Annotated in this window: 17 protein-coding genes, 2 tRNA genes and 1 pseudogene; 5 read left to right on the top strand and 15 right to left on the bottom strand. The window is 69.1% G+C overall.

The features are described from left to right. Positions 1-67: 67 nt before the first annotated feature. Positions 68-532, bottom strand: coding sequence for a DUF6197 family protein (locus ACFWVV_RS08935; RefSeq protein ID WP_384312028.1), 465 nt, complete (start codon positions 530-532; stop codon positions 68-70). A gap of 161 nt (positions 533-693) precedes the next feature. On the opposite strand from ACFWVV_RS08935, the gene ACFWVV_RS08930 reads away from it, so the two are divergent. Beyond that, entirely contained in the window at positions 694-903 is a 210-nt protein-coding gene (locus ACFWVV_RS08930; protein ID WP_384312029.1) for a translation initiation factor IF-1, read from the top strand. Positions 904-925: 22 nt separating this feature from the next. Here ACFWVV_RS08930 and ACFWVV_RS08925 read toward each other — a convergent pair whose 3' ends face one another. Continuing rightward, complete coding sequence (locus ACFWVV_RS08925; RefSeq protein WP_384347718.1) at positions 926-1,102, bottom strand: hypothetical protein; 177 nt, start codon at positions 1,100-1,102, stop codon at positions 926-928. 74 nt (positions 1,103-1,176) lie between these two features. Next, entirely contained in the window at positions 1,177-1,914 is a 738-nt protein-coding gene (locus tag ACFWVV_RS08920) for a DUF2786 domain-containing protein (protein ID WP_384312031.1), read from the bottom strand. Positions 1,915-2,453: 539 nt separating this feature from the next. On the opposite strand from ACFWVV_RS08920, the gene ACFWVV_RS08915 reads away from it, so the two are divergent. After that, on the top strand, positions 2,454-2,903 hold the full coding sequence (locus tag ACFWVV_RS08915; protein ID WP_384347716.1) for a hypothetical protein: 450 nt from the start codon (positions 2,454-2,456) through the stop codon (positions 2,901-2,903). Between the two features lie 694 nt (positions 2,904-3,597). Further along, entirely contained in the window at positions 3,598-3,888 is a 291-nt protein-coding gene (locus ACFWVV_RS08910) for a hypothetical protein (RefSeq protein ID WP_384312034.1), read from the top strand. 120 nt (positions 3,889-4,008) lie between these two features. On the opposite strand, the gene ACFWVV_RS08905 is transcribed toward ACFWVV_RS08910, so the two are convergent. Both ACFWVV_RS08905 and ACFWVV_RS08900 read right to left on the bottom strand, forming a co-directional pair. Beyond that, entirely contained in the window at positions 4,009-5,874 is a 1,866-nt protein-coding gene (locus ACFWVV_RS08905) for a tyrosine-type recombinase/integrase (protein WP_384312036.1), read from the bottom strand. Between the two features lie 104 nt (positions 5,875-5,978). Then, positions 5,979-6,051: transfer RNA gene (locus tag ACFWVV_RS08900), tRNA-Ala, on the bottom strand. 162 nt (positions 6,052-6,213) lie between these two features. On the opposite strand from ACFWVV_RS08900, the gene ACFWVV_RS08895 reads away from it, so the two are divergent. After that, the gene (locus ACFWVV_RS08895; RefSeq protein ID WP_384347902.1) at positions 6,214-6,762 is read left to right on the top strand and encodes a DNA-binding protein; all 549 of its coding nucleotides are present in this window, start codon (positions 6,214-6,216) and stop codon (positions 6,760-6,762) included. Positions 6,763-6,811: 49 nt separating this feature from the next. Then, entirely contained in the window at positions 6,812-8,551 is a 1,740-nt protein-coding gene (locus ACFWVV_RS08890) for a protein kinase (protein ID WP_384347713.1), read from the top strand. A 79-nt stretch (positions 8,552-8,630) separates the two neighbouring features. Here ACFWVV_RS08890 and ACFWVV_RS08885 read toward each other — a convergent pair whose 3' ends face one another. The 10 genes and pseudogenes from ACFWVV_RS08885 to gnd all read right to left on the bottom strand — a co-directional run bounded on the left by ACFWVV_RS08885 (position 8,631) and on the right by gnd (position 20,267). Further along, a complete protein-coding gene (locus tag ACFWVV_RS08885; protein WP_384347710.1) occupies positions 8,631-10,007 on the bottom strand; it encodes a hypothetical protein in 1,377 nt (458 codons plus the stop codon). Between the two features lie 254 nt (positions 10,008-10,261). Next, a pseudogene (locus ACFWVV_RS08880) lies at positions 10,262-11,026 on the bottom strand (hypothetical protein); the annotation flags it as partial. A gap of 288 nt (positions 11,027-11,314) precedes the next feature. Further along, positions 11,315-11,449 (bottom strand): DLW-39 family protein, encoded by a 135-nt coding sequence (locus ACFWVV_RS08875; RefSeq protein ID WP_003958712.1) that lies wholly within the window; start codon positions 11,447-11,449, stop codon positions 11,315-11,317. A gap of 159 nt (positions 11,450-11,608) precedes the next feature. Then, positions 11,609-11,682: transfer RNA gene (locus ACFWVV_RS08870), tRNA-Ile, on the bottom strand. 104 nt (positions 11,683-11,786) lie between these two features. After that, positions 11,787-12,446, bottom strand: a complete 660-nt coding sequence (locus ACFWVV_RS08865; RefSeq protein WP_384347708.1) for a DUF3566 domain-containing protein — start codon at positions 12,444-12,446, stop codon at positions 11,787-11,789. 93 nt (positions 12,447-12,539) lie between these two features. Next, positions 12,540-15,158, bottom strand: coding sequence for a DNA gyrase subunit A (gene gyrA, locus ACFWVV_RS08860; RefSeq protein ID WP_384347705.1), 2,619 nt, complete (start codon positions 15,156-15,158; stop codon positions 12,540-12,542). Between the two features lie 42 nt (positions 15,159-15,200). Further along, positions 15,201-17,303 (bottom strand): DNA topoisomerase (ATP-hydrolyzing) subunit B, encoded by a 2,103-nt coding sequence (gyrB, locus tag ACFWVV_RS08855; protein ID WP_384347702.1) that lies wholly within the window; start codon positions 17,301-17,303, stop codon positions 15,201-15,203. 352 nt (positions 17,304-17,655) lie between these two features. Beyond that, entirely contained in the window at positions 17,656-18,207 is a 552-nt protein-coding gene (locus ACFWVV_RS08850) for a DUF721 domain-containing protein (protein ID WP_384347899.1), read from the bottom strand. Positions 18,208-18,233: 26 nt separating this feature from the next. Continuing rightward, positions 18,234-19,355 carry a DNA replication/repair protein RecF gene (gene recF, locus ACFWVV_RS08845; protein ID WP_384347700.1) on the bottom strand — a complete coding sequence of 374 codons (1,122 nt, stop codon included), beginning with the start codon at positions 19,353-19,355 and terminating at the stop codon, positions 18,234-18,236. A gap of 30 nt (positions 19,356-19,385) precedes the next feature. Further along, on the bottom strand, positions 19,386-20,267 hold the full coding sequence (gnd, locus tag ACFWVV_RS08840; protein ID WP_384347697.1) for a phosphogluconate dehydrogenase (NAD(+)-dependent, decarboxylating): 882 nt from the start codon (positions 20,265-20,267) through the stop codon (positions 19,386-19,388). Positions 20,268-20,333 lie beyond the last annotated feature (66 nt).

Genomic DNA, 20,333 nt, shown 5'->3' with positions numbered 1-20,333 from the left:
AGAGTTCTTCGGGCCGTTCGGCCCGGTGCCGGTCGGGGGGTTGCCCTCCCCCTTCCGGCACCATTAATTAAACCATGTTCTTAAGAGTGGGGCAACCGGAGATGTTGTGATCGCCGTCACTCGGGTGCAGGGCGGCGGTGGCGCGGATCATCGCGGCGGCCTCGGCGGTGGTCCGCTCGGGCCCGTCCCCCCAGCACCACAGGAGGGTGCGCCGGTAGGCGTCCTCGGTGAGCTTCAGCTTTCGCCACCGGACGCCGGACACGGGGCGGCCGTTGATGTGGTTGCTGAGCACCACAAGGGAGTCGAACAGGGCGCGTTGGAAGATGTCCCACGGTTCACCGCTCACGGACCAGCGGGGCCGGACGGAGCGCACGCCGCGTTCCCACGCGTGCAGCACGGTGCACGGGGCGGTGTCGCCCATCCGGCCAGGCTGCCAGAGGTGGTCACCCTGGTAGAGGCCGACGCGTTCGATGTGGTCGGCGGCGGCCGTGAGGATGCGGGCGGGGGTGGCGTGCGGCTTCCGGGACGGCATCGCTTTCTCCTGGCGGTGGTTGGTGACGGTCACGCGGTGCTGCGCTGGGCGGACTTGGCCGTGATCGTGCACTCGACGCAGGCAGCACGGATAGTCTTCATTTGATGTACTGGGGCACCGAAGGTCGCAGTGTCCGGGAAAAACGCAACAGGAGGTCAGATATGGATGAAGAACTGGTGACCCTAGAGGGGACGGTCCTGGAAACCCTTTATGGCGCTCAGTTCCGGGTGAAGTTGGAAGATGAGCGCCTCATTGTCGCCTTCCTCTCGAATGCGTTGCGACAGGTGAGGACCAGGGTTGTGAAGGGCGACCGTGTGCTGGTGGACACCTTGCCGGGCATTGAAAATGGGAAGATCACCAAGCGTCTGTAAGAGGCGTGGTCGGCACCCTCGCCTACATCGTCAGGCGAGGGGCCGCACAGATGATCGAGTAGGCAAGGGCGGCGGCTTCGCTGATCCGGCCGGTGCCGGGCTCCTTCGGCGTCACGGCGGCCCACGTATGGGGAAAGCTGTAGGTCTGGAAGTAGTGGCGGCCGTTCTCGTCGGTCTTGTGGAATCGGGCCCATTCCATGTACATGCGTGGCTCCTCGGCGCTTCGAGCGGGGGGCCGGGGCGGCGGGCTGCCGCCCCGGCCGGGATGGGCGGTCAGGCTGCGAGCGCTCCGGCGGTCTGGGCACCGATGCGGCGGGTGCCTCCGATGTCGGCGCGGTTGCCTGCGGCGGCACCGTCGCCGTATCCGCTGCCGCTGTACGAGCCGCGCGAGTGCCGGACGTGCGGGTGCTCCTTGCGGTAGGCGGCCTCCACCATCGCGTCGCGGTCGGCCAGCACGAGTTCACCGCTGCGGCCTGTGGCCGACGTTTCCCCGCTGGCGGCGGCGCGGGCGGCCTGCTCGATCGCCTTGAGCCGTTCTATGACGCGCTCGATGAACCCGATGGTCCACGAGTTGCGCCAGGCTCGCGCACTGCGGACGCCGTACGGGACAACCTGCGCGTTGAGCCCGCCGAGCATCTGGATCAGGAGAGAGGTGTAAAGGACTTCGGCGCGCTGGATGTCGGACTCGTGGCCGACGATGTGAACGCGGCGCACGTTGCCCCGCACGCCCATGTGCACGGCCTTGCAGCCGACGTTCTGAGCGATGAAGCAGATGAGGCGGACGCGGGACATGGACCACGGGTTGGGGAGGTCGATGTATCGCGCGGTGACCGCGTCCCGCGACGGCTGGCCGTCGCTCAGCATGGCCTCTTCGACGCCGTACTTCGCCATCATTTCGAACGCCCGCTTCTGGGCCAACTCCGCCTCCGACTCCGGCGTACGGGGGTCCTCCGCCGTGGCGAGCAGGGCGCGGATGGTGTCGAGCTTTCCGGGGGCCTTCGTGTTGCTCACGTTCGTTCTCCTGGTGAGAGAGGTTGTCGGCGGCCGGTCGGCCTGCCGTGTGCCGGTCGGGGGTTGCCCTCCCCTTCCGACATCACTAATTAAACCATGTTCTAGGGGTTGGGTCAACCCGGATAAGGGCTCTGACCTGGCCTTTTCTCACACCCCACGGCCCGCACCCGCCCGGCCGGGCCCGGCCACAACGGGCCTGGGCGGGGTTCCCTCCTCGGTCGGACAGCTCCGCCGTACCAGGGTTCCGGGCGCGGTGTCCTGGCTCGCGTAGCGACCGCGTAGCGGCTCGGCCTGGACGCCGTGTCCGGGTTCCTGGTACGCCCCTTGGGGTGTCCGGCCGAGGAGGGAACCCCGCCTTCACCCGCACCACAACGCTCCCGCACCCGACCAACCAGCCCCCACCCCCTCCGAGGAGGACCCGCCGGAGGCTGCCTTTCGCTCTGGCCGGCACCCAACGAACTCGTGGTTCGAGATGTCCGCGGACCTATGCCTACGGTGCGCGCGACGAGCAGTATTTTCGAACAGAACTGGGGGCACGGGTGAGCACGAATTCGGCAGGACCGGTGAGCGCGTCGGAGCTGCGGCGGCGAGTTCGCGCTGCTGAAGCAGTGAAGGCGAAGACGCGGGAGATGGCCGCCGAGCACGCGCTGACCGCGCGTGAGGCTGCGGTGAAGGCGGCCAAGGCGAGGGAGGAAGCCGACGTCACGGCACGGGAGGCTGCTGCTGTAGTCCTGCGGCTGTTCGACAACGACGCCGAGTTGGTCTCGGAACTGCTGGGCGTCCCGGCGGAGGAGCTGGAACGCGAGGCGAAGCCTGTTACCGCCGCTCGGGCGAAGGAGCTCATCGAATCGCTGCGAGCTCGCGCCGAGCGGCCCCGCACTACCCGCACCCGTAAGCCTCGGGCGGATGCGGCAGACGCGGCTTCCTCGACATCAGGCACCCCGGCCCCGGGCGTCACCGCGGACGGCAGCCGGGCTGATGCCGCCTAAGAACGACATCGGGCCCGGACTCTTCCCGCTCGCGGCGGTGAACGGGTCCGGGCCCGTTCACGTTGACGAGCAACCTTCCCTCATCGGTGAGCCAACGCCCGTCCGTATACCGGCCATTGAGTGGATGTCCTGGCTGGCCAACGAGTCCGTTCGGGCCCGGTACTGGGCAAAGGTCTACCGAACCTCGTCAACCGAGGACTGCTGGTTCTTCTTCGGCGGGATCTCCAGCACCGGCCACGCCAGCTTCAGGGCGGCGTCGCGGCCGGGCAGGACGCGACGCGGCACGGTGCCGGGCCACCTCTACGGGTACCAGCTCGCGCACGGTGTCATCCCTCGGCTCGGCTGGGGTACCGACAGCCCGACCGTCTGCCACACCTGCGACAACCACTCCTGCCAGCAGCCGACGCATCTGCGACTGGGGACAGCGGCGGAGAACCGGGCCGAATGGCTGGCCCGCCGCAAAGACCCGGGTAGCCCCCTCGCAGACCTTCGCGGCCCGGCCGGACGCTCCCGCGCCATAGGTGCCGCTATCCGGGCCGGCCGGAACGGCGGGGAGTCCGAAGCGGAGATCGCAGCACGCGTTCGTGCGGCGATTGCGGCGGGCCGTCCCCTCAGCCTCTGGTGACGACTGATCACCACCAACCGATCCACCTTCGGAGAGAACGTGACACCCGCTGGACCACACCGCGCCCTCGTGTACGTGCTGAACGGGCGCTGGCGCCTGATCGTGGCACCGCTTGCCTCAGAGGAACGGGAGGTCCGTATCGAGGACCCCAACCCTGTGCGGCAACTCGTCGTCCGTGATCTGGGGCCGGCGGACTCGGGCTTCGCCCCCGCGTCGTTTGGACATCGTCTGATCGAGAACGGGTTCATCATCGGCCCCGCCGAGCGGGCAAAGCCTGACACCGTCAACGGCTGGTCGCGTACCGACGTACCCGACCGGTGGCAGACGGTCTGCTACCCAACCTCGGAGGTCGTGGGCTGAGCCCACGAGCGGTTCCCCGCTGCGAAGCACGTACGACTTCGGCCCGCTCCCCGATGGGGAGCGGGCCGAAGTCACGTGAAGAAGGACACACTCCTTCGAGGGGCGGGGGGACCTGGCGCGTCAAGCCTCGGTGCTCGTGAGGTCGGCCTCCGGGTGCTTGGCGCACACCTCTAGAGCCTCCATCCGGGCCTGCTCGAAGGCTCGGACGACGGCCGACTTGTTGATTCCCCGAGCGTGCGCCTCTGTGTTGCCGTCGGGGCGGAACTCGGTCCGGAACTCTGCGGCCCGCGTGGTAAAGCCATCGTGCTCGAACTCCCACGTCCACCGGCTACTCACCGGAAGCGGCTCGTACGTCAGGGTGCCGTCGGCCTCGTACGAGGCCAAGGCGTAGTGCACGAACTGTCGCTCCGGCATCCGTGACCAGACGGAGCCGCCGCCGATCCACCGCTCGCGCTCCTCTGGGCCGAGGGCTCCGCGGCGGGCGATCTTCTCCTCTGGCCAACCGTCTGCCCGCATAGTCGCGATCTCTTCCTCGTGGTCGTCATTCCATTGGTCGGCGACGTCCTGTGCGTGCTCGCGGTCCGCGAACGGCACCTCCCGGCCCCCCAGCGTGACGACAAAGACTGGGTCGTTCTCGTGCTCTGCATCGTCCCGCGGCACGTCGCTGGCGTCCTTCCAGGTTTCCTGGGCCAGTCCGGAGAGCTGTCGGGGGACGTGGGGAAGGCCGTCGGTGGTGGCGGCCAAGCCGGAGTGCTCCAGGAAGCCGGGCAGCGGGGCTGTGGGGTCCATAGCCCATTCGATGGCGGCCATGACCTCGTCGTCCAAGGCGTCCAGGAGGTGGCCGTAGCGGTCCACGGTCGTGGTGATGGACTCGTGGCCAAGCCGTCCCTGGATGGCCGGCAGGGGAACCTTCGCTGCGATCAGCCACGATGCGTGGGAGTGACGGAGGTCGTGGATACGCGGTCGCTTGATCAGGCCGTACTTCTCCGCGGCCAGCTCGATCGCGGGTATCCAGCGCAGGCGTCGGAAGGTACCGGGGTCCCACTTGCCACCTTCGGGGCCGGTGAAGATCAGATCGTTGGGAGCCAGGCCCTTGGCACGACGCCGAAGCATCCGGTCGAGCTTGTGCGTGATGACCACGGTGCGGCGCGACTTCCGGGTTTTCGGGGGGCCGAGGATGGACTTGCCGTCCTCGTCCTTCTTCCAGGCCCTCTGCACGCGGATAGCCGGACGCCCGTTGCGCCGCCGGAGGTCTCGCGGCTGAAGCGCAGTGGCCTCGCCCCACCGGAAGCCGGTCTCCGCGATGGTCTCGCCAAGGTCCTTGGCGTCGTCGCGAAGGCACTCGTAGATCCAGGCCCATTCCTCGCGTTCGAGGAAGACCATCTCCTCTTCGTCCTCGGCTCCATCGAGCCGGGGCAGACGGGTCTTCGCGCACGGGTTGGACGCCCGCAGTGACGGTTCTGCATCGACGGCGGACTGCATGATCGCGCTGAGGAGACCGTGCTTGTTCTGGACAGTCTTCGGCGCATAGGCGGTCCGGGGCTTCCGGTCGCGGGGGTCGAGCGGAGCGAGGCGTCCGGCTTCGAGGTCGTTGACCCAGTCCTGGACCATCGCCCGGACAACGCTGCCCTCACCGTCCTCCACGGAATACGGGCCGAACCAGGGAGCCATGTTCTCCCTGATCTCCTTCTTGTACTTACTCCGTGTGTCGCCCTGAATACCGGTGAGGCGATCGACGTAGGCGAGCGCGAAGGGCTCGAACATCGTGTCCGCACGTCGCCGGTCCGCAACAAAACCGTGACCTCGGGTCCACCCCGGCGGCCACTGCTGACCGTGGCCGTTCACCAGATCACGGAAGCGCTCGGCGGCTGTCTCGTCCTCGAAAACCTCGGACTCCTGTTTGCCGCCACGGGCACCGCCGGCCCTCCACATGACCGTGAAGCTGGCCGTTCCGTCGCGCTTGTCCCGTTTCTTGATGTACGCCATGTGGGGCACCGTAAATCAGATCGGTGCTGACACGGTGCTGACGTTATGAACACAGAGAGGTCCCCTGACCTGCGTTTCCGCAGGTCAGGGGACCTCTACTGATGTGGAGCCTAGGAGATTCGAACTCCTGACATCTGCCTTGCAAAGGCAGCGCTCTACCAACTGAGCTAAGGCCCCGAAAAAGGGTGCCCACGACCGAGCGGAACAGCACTCGGCCACCGACGCACACCAGAGTACCGGGTGATCCCCACAATCCTGCAAACAGATTGGGGCTCCCCGTGCGCGACCACTCTCCGTAAGATGCACCGCGAGGTTCGCAGCAGCGAAGGGGAGACGCAGATGGACGCAGCACAGCAGGAAGCAGCGGCAAGAGCCAGAGAGCTCCAACGCAGTTGGTACGGGGAGCCGCTGGGGGCGCTCTTCCGTCGGCTCATCGACGACCTGGGCCTCAATCAGGCCAGGCTCGCCGCCGTACTCGGCCTGTCGGCGCCCATGCTGTCGCAGCTGATGAGCGGTCAGCGGGCCAAGATCGGCAATCCGGCTGTCGTCCAGCGCGTCCAGGCCCTCCAGGAACTCGCAGGCCTGGTCGCCGACGGCAGTGTCAGCGCGGGGGAGGCCACGGACCGGATGGAAGAGATCAAGAAGTCGCAGGGCGGCTCGGTGCTCAGCGCCACCGGCCAGACCGCGTCCAGCTCGGGCGCGCCGACGGTACGCCGCGTGGTGCGTGAGATCCAGTCGCTGCTGCGCTCGGTGGCGGGGGCCGGGGACATCATCCACGCCGCGGATTCGCTCGCCGCCGACCACCCGGAACTGGCAGAGTTCCTACGGGTGTACGGCGCGGGGCGCACCGCGGAGGCGGTCGCCCACTACGAGGCACACCAGAGCTGACGGGACGCCGACAGCGACACGAAGCGGACCGGGGAGCGGGCGCAGCGCAATGGGTGAGATATTCGCGGGTCGGTACGAGCTGGTCGATCCGATCGGCCGGGGCGGCATGGGCGCGGTCTGGCGGTCCTGGGACCACCGGCGGGGCCGTTACGTCGCCGCCAAGGTGCTCCAGCAGAGCGACGCCCACACCCTGCTGCGCTTCGTTCGGGAGCAGGCGCTGCGCATCGACCATCCGCACGTCCTGGCACCCGCCAGCTGGGCGGCGGACGACGACAAGGTGCTGTTCACGATGGACCTGGTGAGCGGCGGCTCGCTCGCCCATGTCATCGGGGACTACGGCCCACTCCCACCCCGCTTCGTCTGTACCCTCCTCGACCAGCTGCTCGCCGGTCTCGCCGCGGTGCACGCGGAAGGTGTCGTGCACCGCGACATCAAGCCGGCCAACATCCTGATGGAGGCCACCGGAACCGGCCGCCCGCACCTGCGGCTCTCCGACTTCGGCATCTCCATGCGCAAGGGCGAACCCCGTCTGACCGAAACCGACTACGTCGTCGGGACGCCGGGGTACTTCGCGCCGGAACAGATGATGGGCGCCGAACCGGACTTCCCCGCCGACCTGTTCGCGGTCGGCCTGGTGGCCCTCTATCTCCTGCAGGGCCAGAAGCCGGACTCCAAAGCCCTGATCGAACACTTCGCCGCGCACGGGACGCCGAGCTCCCCCCAGGGCATTCCGGAGCCGTTGTGGCAGGTCGTGGCGGGGATGCTGCAACCGGACCCGCAGGCCCGGTTCCGTACGGCCACGGGCGCCCGCAAGGCACTCACCGCGGCGGCCGAGATGCTGCCGGACGCCGACCCCTCGGACGACCCGGTCGAGGTCTTCGACCAGATCGGCCCCCTCCCCCACGGCTTCGGCCCCAACGGTCCGGCCGCCAGGGGCGGGGCGAACGGTCCGGTCGGCAAGGGCGGCCAGGGAGACCACATCCGTTCGGGCGGCCGAGAGCCCTCCACGCCGGCTGCCGACCCCCGCCAGCCCCCCTCCCACACCCCGCCGCAAACCGCGTCCCCCTCGCAGGAGCAGGCCCCCCATCCCGCGCAGGCCCTGAGTCCCTCACCTTCGCAGGCCCAGGCTCAGCCCGAGACGCCGTGGCCCTCGCAGGCGCAGCCCCCAACCCCGTGGCCGTCACAGGCGCACGCCTCGGGGCAGCCGCAGGGGCCGATGCCCACTCCGTCCCCGGCGCCGGCCCAGTCCCCCTCTCCGGGCGGCCTCGCCCACGCCGACGGAACACCGTCCCCCGCCGCGACTTCCCCCACCCCGTCCATGTCGCAGACGGGGAGCTTCCACCTCGCCCCGCCGCCTCAGGGCTCGCCCCACGCCTTCCAGGCGCCGCCTGCCGCGTTTGTCGGCAGCCCATCTCCGACGGCAGGCGGCGCGCCCCCGGCCGCCGTACCGGCTCACGCGGCCGCCCCCCATCCCGGCGCGCCGGTGGATCTCTCCCGGTCGCCCACCGGCGCGGTCGGCCAACAGCCGCTGCCCACACGCGCCTACACCGCTCCGTCCCCCCTGGGTCACGCCCCCGCGCACCCGGCTCCGCACGACGCGCGCTTGGCGCAGCAGGGCCCGGTCACGGGCTTCCCCCAGCCGGCACCGGCCGCCGTCCCGCCGGCACCGTCCCCCGCCCGGCCAACGGCAGCACGCAGACCGGGACCGCCCCCGAAGGTGACGGTCCCGGTGCTCGTGCTCGCCCTGATCTGTTTCGCCGTGGGCATCTGGGCCCTGACCCAGACCTGAGCCGCTCCCCGGGGCCGCGCTCACGGCCCCCGGGGAGCGGGCCCACGTCCCTGGCCTCCGGGGCTCGCGGGCGTGCGCGCTACCAGGCCGAGGGCGGCCCGTACTCTTGAGTCTGACGCTGCTCCGGCGCGGAAGGCCGCCCATCCGCCGCCCGCCGCCGTGCCACCAGCGTCCACACCCCGAGACCGAGAACGAGCACGGTACCCGCACCGATCCCGGCCGCCGCGAGGGTCTTCATCGCGCCGCTCTGCTTCGCCTGCGGCCCGCTCTGTCCGTTGGCCGCCGCCTCCTGGTCGCCTTCGGAGACCTTGAAGTCCGAGGTGGTCCCCGCGTAGTCGGGCCCGGTCTGCTTGGCTGCCCCCTTCACGGTGACCCGCAGCGTCACCCCGTACGCGGTGTTCCCGAAGATCTGGCCCACCTGGGGGCTCAGCGTGAGCCGCAGGTAGTACCAGCCCGCCAGCTGCATGTCCTTCTCACCGCTGCTGGAGTCGAAGCGGTTCTCGTAGGTCACCGGCGGCAGCGGGTCCATCGCAGCCGTCTTCTGCTTTCCGTCGTAGGAGACCGAGTCCCCGCTCTGCACGAATCCGCGCGCCGGGTTGTAGAGGGTGTAGGCCAGTGCGCTGCCGACGAACCCGGTCTTGTCGCCGGTGGCGCTGTGCAGGTCGACGTCGGAGAAGATCTGCTGCCCCCAGTCGACGGGCACCCGGTAGAAGCGGGACTCCCCGGACTTGATCTCGTCGGTCCATTCGCCGGTAGTCAGCCCGGTGGCGTCGTTGAAGCCGGTGCCGCCGGCGCGCTTCCGCGGGCCGCCCGCAGGCGGTGCGGGGGAGGTGCTGGGCCAGACCGACGGCGCCGCCGTCGGCCCGGCGCTCTTCAGTCCCGGCTCCGACTGGTAGCGGATCTCCAGGTCCCAGTCCTCGGGTGTGGAGGTCGCCGCGGTGTCCCGCTCGACGAGCACGTAGTACGTACCGGCCTCCTGGCAATTGCTCGCGCCCTGCTCGATCAGCCGCGCCCCGTAGGTGCTGAGCGGGCGCGGGTACTCCGCCGACCCGAAGGCCACATCGTCGCCGGAGTCGCAGGAACTGCTGTCCCGGTCCAGCACGGACACCTTGATCTCGTCCCCCAGCCCGACCTTGGTCCCCAGCTTCGGCACGGCGACGGCCGACACATAGGCGTTGGTCCTGGCGTCGAGGTCCAGCCGGTAGTACTGCTTGCCCTTCGGTTTGATGCTGTCCTTGTACGTGGCCCCGGCCGACAGCGCAGGCGCGTCCGCCGTGCTCGCCGCCCCTTTGACGGGCTTGGCCGCCGTGTCGAAGACGTAGGGGCTGGGCGTGCCTGCGGCCAGTGCCTGTCCCGGCAGTGCCGCCACCGCGCAGAACGCCGCCGTCCCCGCAAGTGCCTCCCGGAGCCCCCGCCGTCGCCGGATTCCCCGGACCTTCATGCGCTGCCTGATCACGCGCCACCCCTTGTCGTGTTTCCGGCCGTCCGGTGCCGCACCGCGAAGAGCACGATCCCGGCGATCACCACGATCGCCCCGCCCGCCACCGCGGCCGTCGCGGTGCCGGTCCATCCTGCCCCGCCCGGCACGGTGCCGTCCGCCGGGGTGACCGCATCCGCGCTCTTCGCCGGGCGCTGCCCCTGCACGAGGGGCGCGTCGTGCAGGGGACCGGATCGCTGGTCACCGAGCACGGCCACCCGCAGCACGATTCCGAGCCCCGGTGCGGTCGCGCGCGTGGTCCCGCCCCTCACCTGCCGCCCCTCGAAGCAGTAGCCGTCCGCCGAGAGTCGGGCGGCACGCTGGAGCTGTCGGGCGAGGACCTTCGCGTCCGGGGCGTCGTAGTAACGCCCGTTGCCCGCCGCCGCGATGCACTCCAGCTGTTTGCGCGGCCCGCCCTTCACCTGGAATCCGATGGTGTCGATCCGCACGTCCACCCCGCTGCGGCCGAGTCGCTTGGCCACCTCGCGGGGCTGCGGCGTACCGCAGTTGTCCTCGCCGTCGGAGATCAGCAGCACGCTGCGCCGGCCCGCCGCACCGCCGGAAGGCAGGGGAAGGCCCTGTGCGACCTTCTGACGGGAGAGTTCGATGGGAATGTCCCCGCGGGCCGCACGCCACTCACAGCGCGCTCCAAGGCCGCACGATCGAGCGCCTGTACGGGGCTGTACGAGCCGAGTGTCGATACACCCCCGGGGCTGGTCCGCGCCGTACATCCGCAGCCCGGCCGAATAGTCGTCCGGCAATCCGTCCGCCACCGTGGACGCCGCCGCACGCGCCGGCTCCCTGCGCGTACGTCCGGAACCGTCGTGGTCCCCCATGGAGCCGGAGGAGTCGCACTCCATCACCAACCCGCCCATGCCATCCGTTTCACGTGAAACATCGACCCCCCGCCGGTCGGATTCACGTGAAACATCGACCGCCTGCCGGTCCGTTTCACGTGAAACATCGACCGCCCCAGCAGCCGGAACCCTCGCCAGCACTCCCGACAAGGCCCCCCCACTGCCCGCACCCTTTTCCGCTGCCCCCGTCGGCACCGCGGGTCCCACCCACCCGGCGCACCCCGCATCCCCCCTGCACCAACTTTGCTCATGCAAGCTAGTGATTTGCGCAGGTGAACACAAAGGAGTGGTGTCACGGTCTCGCAGCAGCCCCCGCGCGCACCCGGCCCGGGACAGCGGCCGGAGGCGCCGCTCCGCACCCGGCCCCGTACACAGCACAGGGCCCCGGCCGCTCAATGCGGCCGGGGCCCTGCTGGTGACTACTGGAGCTCAGACACCCGAACCTGCGGGCACGGAGTCAGTCGCTTCCGTCCACAGATCCTGCTCGGCGCGATCCGCCTGGATCTGGCGGTACACGAGGAGCCCGCCAATGGCGGCCAGTGCGACCAGGAGAAGCTTCTTCACCGCGCTACCTCGTCTTTCCTTGACGTAGGAGACCTCTTGGCGGCCGACTATACACACCGACCGATACCGATCGGTGACCTACCGGCGGCTACAACTTCCAGACACACGAAAGCGGTTGGCCCGGACGAGAATTTCCTCGTCCGGGCCAACCGGTCACTGTGGGGCTAACAGGATTTGAACCTGTGGCCTCATCCTTATCAGGGATGCGCTCTAACCAACTGAGCTATAGCCCCGCCGCGCTCGCGCGCTGACTTCTGAAGATTAGCGCACGTGGGGGGCAGGGCCAAAATCGGTTCTCCGCCCCCCACCACGAGGCCCGCTCCGAGGCCCCCGAGGACTACTCGTCCTCGGCGAGCGTCAGCTCCACGCCGCCGACGAAACCGGCCGACAGGTTGTAGATGAAGGCACCCAGCGTCGCCAGTGCGGTCGCCAGCACCACGTCGATCACCGCGATCACCGAGGTGAAAATCAGCACCCGCGGCAGCGACAGGAACGACTGGAGGTCGAACCCGCTGCTCTCGCCGGAACCCGCCGTCGAGCTGGTCGCCTCGCTGATCGTGCCGCCGACCGTCGCGAAGACGCCCATGGCGTCCATGACCATCCACAGCACGGCCGCCGCGATCACCGTGCAGATGCCCAGCGCGATCGACAGCAGGAAGCTGACCTTCATCACCGACCACGGGTCGGCCTTGGCCACCCTCAGTCTGGCCTTGCGCGTACGCGGCGTCGTCCGCGCTCCTGTGCGGGGCCGGCGCACCGCACCGGCCTTGCCGACCTGGGCGCCGTCGTCGCCGGGCTGACCGCCGCGCCCGCCGCCCGGAGCAGCCCCGTCGCTCTGCGGCCCCGCAGGACCACCCTGGGCCCCCTGGTACGCCTGCGGCGGGTGGTACGGCTGGGACCCCGGTCCCTGGGCCGGCTGGTCCCTCTCACCGGGCAGCGGCCCGGCCGCGTACCCGTCGTAACTCTGCTGGGGCTGCGGCCCCCGGGTGTCCGTCACAGTTCCCCCCTGGGAGTCCGCGGCAGAGCCACGGGCACCGGGTGCTCCAGCTCCGGAAGATTTTCCTCCGGTGCCCGTGGCTCCACTCACGACCTACTCCTCGTGCTCCCCTGCCGAAGGCTCTGCGCCCTCGGCGACTTCGGCCGCGGCCGTGGCAGTGACCGCACCGTTCTCGTCGGTCTCCGGGCCGTCATCGACGCCGTCGACCTCCTCGGCCTCGCGGCCTGCCTCGGCGTTGCGCGCGATACCGACGACGGCATCCCGCTTGCCCAGGTTGATCAGTTGGACGCCCATGGTGTCACGGCCCGTCTCCCTGACTTCGTTGACTCGCGTACGGATCACACCACCGCCGAGAGTGATGGCGAGGATCTCATCCGTTGCCTCCACCACCAGCGCGCCGACGAGCGAACCGCGGTCCTCCACGATCTTGGCGGCCTTGATGCCCAAACCACCACGCCCCTGGACGCGGTACTCGTCCACGGGGGTGCGCTTGGCGTACCCGCCGTCGGTCGCGGTGAAGACGAAAGTACCGGGCCTGACGACATTCATCGAGAGCAGTTCGTCGCCCTCGCGGAAGCTCATGCCCTTCACGCCCGAGGTCGCCCGGCCCATCGGACGCAGCGCGTCGTCCGTCGCCGTGAACCGGATCGACTGGGCCTTCCTGCTGACCAGCAGCAGATCGTCCTCGGCCGACACCAGCTCGGCACCGATCAGCTCGTCGTCGCTGCCGTCCGCGGTCTCCCGCAGGTTGATCGCGATGACACCACCCGAACGGGGCGAGTCGTAGTCCTTGAGCGAGGTCTTCTTCACCAGACCGGCCTTGGTGGCCAGGATCAGGTACGGCGCCGCGTCGTAGTCCCGGATCGCGAGGATCTGGGCGATCTTCTCGTCCGGCTGGAACGCGAGCAGGTTCGCCACGTGCTGACCGCGCGCGTCCCGTCCGGCGTCCGGCAGCTCGTACGCCTTGGCCCGGTAGACCCGGCCCTTGTTGGTGAAGAACAGCAGCCAGTGGTGCGTCGTGGAGACGAAGAAGTGGTCGACGATGTCGTCCTGCTTCAGCTTCGTACCGCGCACGCCCTTGCCGCCGCGCTTCTGCGAGCGGTAGTCCTCGGTCTTCGTGCGCTTCACGTAGCCACCATTGGTGATGGTGACGACGATGTCCTCCTCGGCGATCAGGTCCTCCATGGACATGTCGCCGTCGAAGGGCACCAGCTGCGAACGCCGGTCGTCGCCGAACTTGTCGACGATGACGGCCAGTTCGTCACTGACGATGCCGCGCTGGCGCTCCGGGGAGGCCAGGATCTGGTTGTACTCGTTGATCTTGGACTGGAGCTCGTCGTGCTCCGCCACGATCTTCTGGCGCTCCAGGGCGGCCAGCCGGCGCAGCTGCATCTCCAGGATCGCGTTCGCCTGGATCTCGTCGATCGACAACAGGCCCATCAGGCCCTCACGCGCGATCTCGACCGTGTTGGACCGGCGGATCAGCGCGATGACCTCGTCGATCGCGTCCAGCGCCTTGAGCAGACCGCGCAGGATGTGCGCCCGCTCCTCCGCCTTGCGCAGCCGGAACTTCGTCCGCCGGACGATGACCTCGATCTGGTGCGTCACCCAGTGCCGGATGAACGCGTCCAGCGACAGCGTGCGCGGCACCCCGTCGACGAGCGCCAGCATGTTTGCGCTGAAGTTCGACTGCAGGTCGGTGTGCTTGTAGAGGTTGTTCAGCACGACCTTGGCGACGGCGTCGCGCTTGAGCACGACGACCAGACGCTGACCGGTCCGCGACGAGGTCTCGTCCCGGACGTCGGCGATGCCGCCGACCTTGCCGTCCTTCACCAGGTCGGCGATCTTCTGCGCGAGGTTGTCCGGGTTGGTCTGGTACGGGAGTTCCGTCACGACCAGGCACTGGCGGTTCTGGATCTCCTCGACCGCCACCACGGCGCGCATCGTGATCGAGCCGCGGCCCGTCCGGTACGCCTCCTCGATGCCCTTGCGGCCCACCACCAGTGCGCCGGTCGGGAAGTCGGGACCCTTGATGCGCTCCATCAGCGCGTCCAGGACCTCCTCCTGGGAGGCCTCCGGGTTCTCCAGGCACCACTGCGCACCGGCGGCGACCTCGCGCAGGTTGTGCGGCGGAATGTTGGTCGCCATACCGACCGCGATGCCCGACGAGCCGTTGACCAGCAGGTTCGGGAAGCGGGACGGCAGAACCGTCGGCTCCTGGTTACGGCCGTCGTAGTTGGCCGTGAAGTCGACGGTCTCCTCGTCGATGTCGCGGACCATCTCCATCGAGAGGTTCGCCATCTTGCACTCGGTGTAGCGCATGGCGGCCGCGGGGTCGTTGCCCGGGGAGCCGAAGTTGCCGTTGGACGCCACCAGCGGCATCCGCATCGACCACGGCTGCGCGAGGCGCACCAGCGCGTCGTAGATGGAGGAGTCGCCGTGCGGGTGGTACGTACCCATGACGTCACCGACGACGCGGGCGCACTTGTAGAAGCCCTTCTCGGGCCGGTAGCCACCGTCGTACATCGCGTACAGGACGCGGCGGTGCACGGGCTTCAGGCCGTCCCGCACGTCCGGCAGCGCACGCGCCACGATGACGGACATCGCGTAGTCGAGGTACGAGCGCTGCATCTCGGTCTCGAGCCCGACGGGCTCGATCCGTACGGTCAGATCCTCGGGAACAGGGGTCACAGGGGTGTTCTCGTCGGCCATTGCTGGTCAAAATCCTTTCGAAGCGGTCAGCGACGGACCGACTCAGATGTCGAGGAAGCGAACGTCCTTGGCGTTGCGCTGGATGAACGAGCGCCGCGCCTCGACGTCCTCGCCCATCAGCACCGAGAACAGGTCGTCGGCCTGGGCCGCGTCGTCCAGGGTGACCTGGCCGAGCACCCGGTGGTCGACGTCCATCGTGGTGATGCGCAGCTCCTCGGCATCCATCTCACCGAGACCCTTGAAGCGCTGGAGGTCGCCCTCCTTGATGCGCTTGCCCTGCTGCTCGCCGGCCTCCCGCAGCGCGTCGCGCTCACGGTCGGAGTAGGCGTACTCGACGTGGTCGCGGCTCCACTTGAGCTTGTACAGCGGCGGACGCGACAGGTAGACGTGCCCCGCCTCGACCAACGGCCGCATGAAGCGGAACAGGAACGTCAGGAGCAGCGTGTTGATGTGCTGACCGTCGACGTCGGCGTCCGCCATCAGGATGATCTTGTGATAGCGGAGCTTCTCGATGTCGAAGTCCTCGTGCACACCGGTACCGAAGGCGCTGATCAGCGCCTGGACCTCGGTGTTCTGGAGGATCTTGTCGATACGCGCCTTCTCGACGTTCAGGATCTTGCCGCGGATCGGCAGGATGGCCTGGTACATCGGGTTGCGGCCGGACTTCGCGCTGCCGCCGGCGGAGTCACCCTCGACGATGAAGATCTCGCACTTCGTCGGGTCGTTGGACTGGCAGTCGCTGAGCTTGCCCGGCAGCGACGCCGACTCCAGCAGGCCCTTGCGGCGGGTCAGATCGCGCGCCTTGCGGGCGGCGACACGGGCCGTGGCGGCCTGGATCGCCTTGCGGATGATGTCCGCGGCCTCGTTGGGGTTGCGGTCGAACCAGTCGTTGAGGTGCTCGTGCACGACCTTCTGCACGAAGGTCTTGGCCTCCGTGTTGCCGAGCTTGGTCTTGGTCTGCCCCTCGAACTGCGGCTCGCCCAGCTTGACCGAGATGATCGCCGTCAGGCCCTCGCGGATGTCCTCACCCGCGAGGTTGTCGTCCTTCTCGCGCAGGAACTTCTTCTCCCGCGCGTACCGGTTCACCAGACCGGTCATCGCCGCACGGAAGCCCTCCTCGTGCGTACCGCCCTCGTGCGTGTGGATCGTGTTCGCGAACGAGTACACGCCCTCGCTGTACTGCGAGTTCCACTGCATCGCGATCTCGACCGAGAGCATCCGCTCCCTGTCCTCGGCCTCGACGTCGATGACGGTCGGGTGGATGAGCTCACCCTTGCGCGAGTTCAGGTACTTCACGAAGTCGACGATGCCGCCCTCGTAGTGGTACGTGACCGTACGCAGCCGCTCGTCGTCGGCGACCTCCGCCGTGTCCGCACCGACGACTGCCTTCGCGGACTCCCGCTCGTCCGTGAGCGTGATGGTCAGTCCCTTGTTCAGGAACGCCATCTCCTGGAATCGCCGCGACAGCGTCTCGAAGGAGTACTCGGTGGACTCGAAGATGTCGGGGTCGGCCCAGAACGTGACCGAGGTGCCGGTCTCCGTGGTGGCCTCGTGCCGCTCCAGCGGCGCGGTCGGGGCGCCTGCCTTGTACTCCTGGGTCCAGCGGTAGCCGTCCGTCCTGATCTCGACGGCGAGCTTGTACGACAGCGCGTTCACGACGGAGACACCGACGCCGTGCAGACCGCCGGAGACCGCGTAACCGCCGCCGCCGAACTTGCCGCCCGCGTGCAGCACGGTGAGCACGACCTCGACGGCCGGCTTCTTCTCGACCGGGTGGATGCCCACCGGGATGCCGCGGCCGTTGTCGATGACACGCACGGCGCCGTCGGCCAGAATCGTGACGTCGATGGTGTCCGCGTGCCCGGCCAGCGCCTCGTCGACGGAGTTGTCGACGACCTCCTGCACCATGTGGTGCAGGCCGCGCTCACCGGTGGAGCCGATGTACATGCCGGGCCGCTTGCGTACCGCGTCCAGGCCCTCCAGGACCGTGATCGCGCTGGCGTCGTACGACGAGGTGACTTCGGCGGACGTGCCACCCGAGGTCACCCGCGCGGGTACGGCCGCGCCGCCCTCGCCGGCAATGGACGGACTGATCTCGTTGGGGTTGCCGGAATCGGCCACGAAGCGCCCTTTCTGGCACAGCACAGGCCCATCCCCTGCCTTTGGCTGGGGGGTTCCCCATCCCCAGGCAGGCAGGAGCGGCTGCGTCGTTCTGTGTGAGTCGACGTGCCCCGCGACATAAGCGGGGACTACTGACCAGTCTACCGGTAGCGCGGACATGAATGGGGGTTTGCCGGTACCTGAGTCCGCATGTGCCGCCCCGAACCGGGGCCGAACGACTCCCCATATCCGGGGTGGGGCTCCAGGCGGCTCACACCGGCCCTCAGCGCTTCGGGCTGTCAACCTCTTACTACGGTGAGGGACGCCTCACTCCCACCGCCCGGTTTCACGTGAAACATCACGGTCCCTGTTTCACGTGAAACATCGCAGAACCGGCCTACCCGTACGTATCGCCGGGCCCCTTGCTTCCCGGCGCCCGCAGCGGCCCGTACCGCCGCTGCGGCCCCGCGGGACCGTTCAATCTGATCTGCCGCACGGTGTCCCGCCCGAGCTCCCCATTGAGCCGCTTCAGCAGATTGGGCACCATCCACTTCAGCTGGGTCGCCCACGCCGTCGAATCGCACTGGACCACGAGGATCCGCTCGTCCTCGTCGTACTTCAGCGGCTCCGAGTGCTGCGCCACGTCCGGCCCCACGATCTCCTTCCAGCGCCCCATCACCCCGCTGACCGCGATGGGCATCTCCCAGCCCCGCTCGGTCTTCAGGCGGTCCAGCGCCACCCCCAGCTTCAGTGGGTCACGGCCGTCGGCCCCCGACCCCGAGCGCAGGCTGCCGCCCCGCCGGACCGTCCTCTTCTGCTGCGCCGCCGCACCCCGCGCCCGCGCCTGCTCCTTCGCGGCCGCCAGCGCCTGCCGGGCCAGGTCCACACCGGACGACTCCGGGACGCCGGGCGCGGACGCCCCGGGCGCCACCGCGCCGCCCTCCGGGATGTGCGGCTTCGGCTTCTCCTCGGCGCTCACAGCCGGGTCACCTCGCCCTCGGCCACTGCGAACCGCGTCCCCGCCAGCGCTCCGGGGACGTCGTCCTCGACTGCCGCCGTCACCAGCACCTGCTCACCCGGCGCCACCAGCTCCGCCAGCCGGGCCCGGCGCCGCGCGTCCAGCTCGGCAAACACGTCGTCCAGCACGAGGACCGGCTCATTGCCCTCGGCACGCAACAGGTCGTACGAAGCCAGCCGCAGCGCCAGCGCGTACGACCAGGACTCCCCGTGGCTCGCATAACCCTTCGCGGGCAACTGGCCCAGCTTCAGCACCAGTTCGTCGCGGTGCGGGCCGACCAGGGTCACCCCTCGCTCGATCTCCTGCTTGCGTGCCTCGGCGAGCGCCGCCATCAGCTGCCCGTACAGGTCCTCGCGCGAATGAGCCTCCCCGGGCGCCGAGTTGCGGTACTCCAGCGCCACCGGCCCGCCACCGGGGGCAAGTTGCTCGTAGGCCTTGTCTGTGAGCGGCTGCAGCGTGGCCACCAGGTCCAGGCGCTGGGCAAGAAGCTCGGCACCGGCCTTCGCCAGATGCTGGTCCCACACGTCGATGGTGGACATGTCCATGGAGCGGCCGCCGTGCCGCCGCGCCATCGCCGCGGACTTGAGGAGGGTGTTGCGCTGCTTGAGTACGCGCTCGTAGTCCGACCGCACCGCCGCCATCCGCGGCGAGCGTGCCGTCACCAGCTCGTCCAGGAACTTCCTGCGCTCACCCGGATCGCCCTTCACCAGGGCCAGGTCCTCGGGCGCGAACAGCACGGTCCGTACGATCCCCAGCACGTCGCGCGGCCTGACCTGCGACGACCTGTTGATCCTGGCCCGGTTGGCCCGGCCGGGGTTCAGCTCCAGCTCGACCAGCTGGGACCTTTCCCCCTGGGTGACAGCCGCGCGGATCACGGCCCGCTCGGCGCCCATCCGCACCAGCGGGGCGTCCGAGGACACCCGATGGCTGCCAAGGGTGGCGAGATAGCCGACCGCCTCGACGAGATTGGTCTTGCCCTGCCCGTTGGCCCCCACGAAAGCGGTGACGCCCGGGTCGAGAGGAACTTCGACCCGGGCGTACGAGCGGAAGTCGGCCAGCGACAGATGCGTGACGTGCATGGTGGTGCGCCGACCTTCTCCCGACTGCGCTTACTTCTTGCTGGACTCGACCGCGTGGCCACCGAACTGGTTGCGCAGTGCGGCGATCATCTTCATCTGCGGGGAGTCGTCCTGACGCGACGCGAACCGGGCGAACAGGGACGCGGTGATCGCGGGCAGCGGCACCGCATTGTCGATGGCGGCCTCGACGGTCCAGCGGCCCTCACCGGAGTCGGAGGCGTAGCCGCGCAGGCCCTCCAGGTGCTCGTCGTCGTCGAGCGCGTTGACGGCCAGGTCCAGCAGCCAGGAACGGATGACCGTGCCTTCCTGCCAGGAGCGGAAGACCTCGCGCACATCGGTGACGGAGTCGACCTTCTCCAGGAGCTCCCAGCCCTCGGCGTACGCCTGCATCATGGCGTACTCGATGCCGTTGTGGACCATCTTGGCGAAGTGACCGGCGCCGACCTTGCCCGCGTGGACAGAGCCGAACTCACCCTCCGGCTTGAGGGCGTCGAAGACCGGCTGGACCTTCGCCACGTCGTCGGCGTCGCCGCCGTACATCAGCGCGTAGCCGTTCTCCAGGCCCCAGACGCCACCGGAGACGCCGCAGTCGACGAAGCCGATGCCCTTGGCCTTCAGCTCCTCGGCGTGCTTCTCGTCGTCCGTCCAGCGCGAGTTCCCGCCGTCGACGACGACGTCGCCGGGGGAGAGCAGCTCGCCGAGCGCGTCGATCGTGGACTGGGTGGCGTCACCGGCCGGGACCATGACCCAGACGACGCGCGGGCCCTTGAGCTTGCCCACAAGCTCTTCCAGGCTGTGGACATCCGCGACGTCCTGGTTGCGGTCGTAACCGATGACGGTGTGGCCTGCGCGGCGGATGCGCTCGCGCATGTTGCCGCCCATCTTGCCGAGGCCGACGAGACCGAGCTCCATCAGAGATTCCTTTAGCTTCGAGGCGATTCGTACCCGGTCCGAGCCTACGCCCGGCGTGTGCGGACG

This window comes from Streptomyces sp. NPDC058663, from assembly GCF_042716745.1.
In the GTDB taxonomy this organism is placed as follows: Bacteria; Actinomycetota; Actinomycetes; order Streptomycetales; family Streptomycetaceae; genus Streptomyces.
Note: the sequence above shows the minus strand (reverse complement) of the source record. Positions and strands in the feature narration are given on the sequence as shown.

Excerpts from the sequence above, each read along its gene's own strand:
- ACFWVV_RS08935 (WP_384312028.1), bottom strand. The coding sequence starts at position 532 with ATGCCGTCCCGGAAGCCGCACGCCACCCCCGCCCGCATCCTCACGGCC.
- ACFWVV_RS08930 (WP_384312029.1), top strand. The coding sequence starts at position 694 with ATGGATGAAGAACTGGTGACCCTAGAGGGGACGGTCCTGGAAACCCTT.
- ACFWVV_RS08925 (WP_384347718.1), bottom strand. The coding sequence starts at position 1,102 with ATGGAATGGGCCCGATTCCACAAGACCGACGAGAACGGCCGCCACTAC.
- ACFWVV_RS08905 (WP_384312036.1), bottom strand. The coding sequence starts at position 5,874 with ATGGCGTACATCAAGAAACGGGACAAGCGCGACGGAACGGCCAGCTTC.
- ACFWVV_RS08895 (WP_384347902.1), top strand. The coding sequence starts at position 6,214 with ATGGACGCAGCACAGCAGGAAGCAGCGGCAAGAGCCAGAGAGCTCCAA.
- ACFWVV_RS08890 (WP_384347713.1), top strand. The coding sequence starts at position 6,812 with ATGGGTGAGATATTCGCGGGTCGGTACGAGCTGGTCGATCCGATCGGC.
- gyrA (WP_384347705.1), bottom strand. The coding sequence starts at position 15,158 with ATGGCCGACGAGAACACCCCTGTGACCCCTGTTCCCGAGGATCTGACC.
- recF (WP_384347700.1), bottom strand. The coding sequence starts at position 19,355 with ATGCACGTCACGCATCTGTCGCTGGCCGACTTCCGCTCGTACGCCCGG.
- gnd (WP_384347697.1), bottom strand. The coding sequence starts at position 20,267 with ATGGAGCTCGGTCTCGTCGGCCTCGGCAAGATGGGCGGCAACATGCGC.